Raw genomic sequence first — 3444 nt, 5'->3', positions numbered from 1 at the left:
TGCATGCCGACGAACTGCCCGGGATGCTCGTCGCCTGGCACCTCAAGCAGCGCCTGGCGGAGCTGGAAGCCGCCGGGCGCCTGCGCAGCGAAATCGTGCTGGTGCCAGTGGCCAATCCGGTCGGCCTCGAACAAGTGCTGATGGACGTACCGCTGGGCCGCTACGAACTGGAGAGCGGGCAGAATTTCAATCGCTGGTTTGTCGACCTCAGCGAAGAAATCGGCAACGACATCGAGGGCAAGCTGAGCGATGACCCGCAACGCAACCTTGAGCTGATCCGCGCCAGCCTGCGAAACGCCCTCGCCCGCCAGACCGCCGGCACCCAACTGCAATCCCAGCGCCTGACCCTGCAACGGCTGGCCTGTGACGCCGACATGGTGCTGGACTTGCACTGCGACTTCGAATCAGTGGTTCATCTGTACACCACGCCGGAAGCGTGGCCGCAGGTCGAGCCTCTGGCGCGCTACATCGAGTCACGGGCGAGCCTGCTGGCCACCGATTCCGGCGGCCAGTCGTTCGATGAGTGCTTCACCCTGCTGTGGTGGCAACTCAAGGAGCGCTTCGGCGAACACTTCGACATTCCGCTGGGCAGTTTCTCGGTGACCGTCGAACTGCGCGGCCAGGGTGACGTCAATCATCCGATGGCCAGCCGCGATTGCCAGGCCTTGATCGACTACCTGATCCAGTTCGATGCGATCGTCGGCGAAACCAGACCGCAGCCGCCCTTGCCATTTCCGGCCACGCCACTGGCCGGCGTCGAACCGGTGACCACGCCGGTCGGCGGCCTGCTGGTGTACACCGCAACGGCCGGTCAATACCTCGAAGCCGGGCAACAGATCGCCGAAATCATCGACCCGATCCACGACCGGGTCACCCCCATTCATTGCACCAGCGCCGGCGTGATGTACGCCCGCTCGCTGCGGCGCATGGCCACTGCCGGCATGGTCATCGCCCATGTTGCGGGCGCTGAAGCCTATCGCAGCGGCTACCTACTTTCGCCTTGAGGATGTCTGTCCCATGTACAAACTGACCGTTGAAGGCCTGCACAAAAGCTATGGCGACCATCAGGTGCTCAAAGGCGTTTCGCTCAAGGCCAAGACCGGCGACGTGATCAGCCTGATCGGCGCCAGCGGCTCGGGCAAAAGCACCTTTCTGCGCTGCATCAACTTCCTCGAACAACCCAACGACGGCGCCATGAGCCTTGATGGCCAAGCGATCCGCATGATCACCGACCGCCACGGCATGCACGTCGCCGACGCCGATGAATTGCAACGCCTGCGCACGCGTCTGGCGATGGTGTTCCAGCATTTCAACCTGTGGAGCCACATGACCGTGCTGGAAAACATCACCATGGCTCCGCGCCGGGTGCTGGGTTGCAGCAAACAGGAAGCCGACGACCGTGCCCGGCGCTATCTCGACAAGGTCGGCTTGCCGGCGCGGGTCGCCGATCAATACCCGGCGTTTCTCTCCGGAGGCCAGCAACAGCGCGTGGCGATTGCCCGCGCGCTGGCAATGGAGCCGGAGGTGATGCTGTTCGACGAACCGACGTCGGCGCTCGATCCGGAATTGGTGGGAGAAGTGCTGAAGGTGATTCAGGGGCTCGCCGAAGAAGGCCGGACCATGATCATGGTGACTCATGAGATGAGCTTCGCCCGCAAAGTCTCCAGCCAAGTGCTGTTCCTGCATCAGGGATTGGTTGAAGAAGAAGGTGCGCCCGAGGATGTACTCGGCAACCCTAAAAGCGAACGCCTGAAACAATTCCTCAGCGGCAACCTCAAATAGCCATTAGTGCAAAACCCTGTGGGAGCGAGCTTGCTCGCGAAAGCATTCTGTCAGTCACATTGATTTTGAATGTTCCGCCGCCTTCGCGAGCAAGCTCGCTCCCACAGTGGACCTCCGCAGCCTACAAAAATCAAACTTGTCCGCCCGCCCCGTGGTCTCTGGAAGAACCCCTCCAGAGCGCGCGCAGCCCGCATGGCGAAATCCTCCGACCTCGCAAAAACCTGGTTCAGCGCCCGCGGCTGGAAGCCGTTCGCCTTTCAGAAACAGCTGTGGGCTGCGGTCAAAAACGGCGAATCCGGCTTGCTCCACGCCAGCACCGGGGCCGGTAAAACCTATGCGGTCTGGTTCGCCGCGCTCAATCGCTTTGCCAAATGCGCCGCCGTCGTTGAAACGCCACGCAAACGCAAACCACCGGCCGAACCGCTGACCGTTTTGTGGATCACGCCCATGCGTGCCCTCGCCGCCGACACCGCGCGCGCCTTGCAAAGCCCGGTCGATGATCTGCGCCTGCCGTGGAGCATCGGCCTGCGCACCGGTGACACCAGCAGCAGCGAGCGTGCCCGCCAGAGCCGACGCCTGCCGACAACCCTGATCACCACTCCGGAAAGCCTGACCTTGCTACTGGCCCGCGCCGACGCCCGCACCGCGCTCTCGACCCTGCGCATGATCGTGGTGGATGAATGGCACGAACTGCTCGGCAACAAACGCGGCGTGCAGCTGCAACTGGCCCTCGCCCGCTTGCGTCATTGGCAACCCGAGCTGATTGTCTGGGGTATTTCCGCGACCCTCGGTAATCAATCCCACGCCGAGCAGGTGCTGATCCCACAGGGTGGCGGCGTGTGTGTGCAGGGGCAAAGCGAAAAATCGCTGACAGTCGACACCCTTCTCCCGACCGCCATCGAGCGTTTTCCGTGGGCCGGGCACATCGGCCTGAAGATGTTGCCGCAGGTCGTGGCCGAGCTCGATGCCTGCGCCAGCAGCCTGGTGTTCACCAATACCCGGGCGCAGTCGGAAATCTGGTATCAGGCCTTGCTTGAGGCGCGGCCGGACTGGGCCGGGTTGATTGCGTTGCATCACAGCTCATTGTCCCGCGAGACCCGTGACTGGGTTGAGCACGCCTTGAAGGAAGGTCAATTGAAGGCGGTGGTGTGCACGTCGAGCCTGGATCTGGGGGTGGATTTCCTGCCGGTGGAACGCGTGCTGCAAATCGGTTCGGCCAAGGGTGTTGCGCGGTTGATGCAACGCGCCGGGCGCTCGGGCCACGCACCGGGACGTACCTCGAGGGTGACCCTGGTACCGACACACAGCCTTGAACTGATCGAAGCGGCCGCCGCCCGCGATGCTGTCGAGCAACGGCGCATCGAACCGCGCCAGTCACCACACAAACCACTGGATGTGCTGGTGCAGCACCTGGTCAGCATGGCATTGGGCGGCGGATTTGTTCCTGATGAGCTGTACGAAGAGGTCCGTGGGGCCTGGGCCTATCGTGACCTGACCCCGGCGGATTGGGCCTGGGCGCTGGCTTTCGTACGTCATGGCGGGATGTCTCTGACGGCCTATCCGGATTACCGTCGGGTCGAACCGGACGAACACGGCGTCTGGCGCGTACCGGATGCACGCTTGGCGCGCCGCCATCGCATGAGCATCGGCACGATCGTCAGC

3 protein-coding genes are annotated in these 3444 nt (G+C 63.1%); all 3 read left to right on the top strand.

The features are described 5' to 3' along the window. The coding region (locus DBR24_RS03685) for a succinylglutamate desuccinylase/aspartoacylase family protein (protein ID WP_146188946.1) at nucleotides 1-1004 on the top strand (1004 nt) is incomplete at its 5' end. Between the two features lie 13 nt (nucleotides 1005-1017). Next, nucleotides 1018-1782, top strand: a complete 765-nt coding sequence (locus DBR24_RS03680; protein WP_123465226.1) for an ABC transporter ATP-binding protein — start codon at nucleotides 1018-1020, stop codon at nucleotides 1780-1782. A 192-nt stretch (nucleotides 1783-1974) separates the two neighbouring features. Next, a partial coding sequence (locus tag DBR24_RS03675) for a DEAD/DEAH box helicase (protein WP_128613921.1) occupies nucleotides 1975-3444 on the top strand: 1470 nt, incomplete at its 3' end.

Origin of the sequence: Pseudomonas sp. HMWF006 (assembly GCF_003061205.1) — a bacterium.
Lineage (GTDB): Bacteria > Pseudomonadota > Gammaproteobacteria > Pseudomonadales > Pseudomonadaceae > Aquipseudomonas > Aquipseudomonas monsensis.
Note: the sequence above shows the minus strand (reverse complement) of the source record. Positions and strands in the feature narration are given on the sequence as shown.

Excerpts from the sequence above, each read along its gene's own strand:
- DBR24_RS03680 (WP_123465226.1), top strand. The coding sequence starts at position 1,018 with ATGTACAAACTGACCGTTGAAGGCCTGCACAAAAGCTATGGCGACCAT.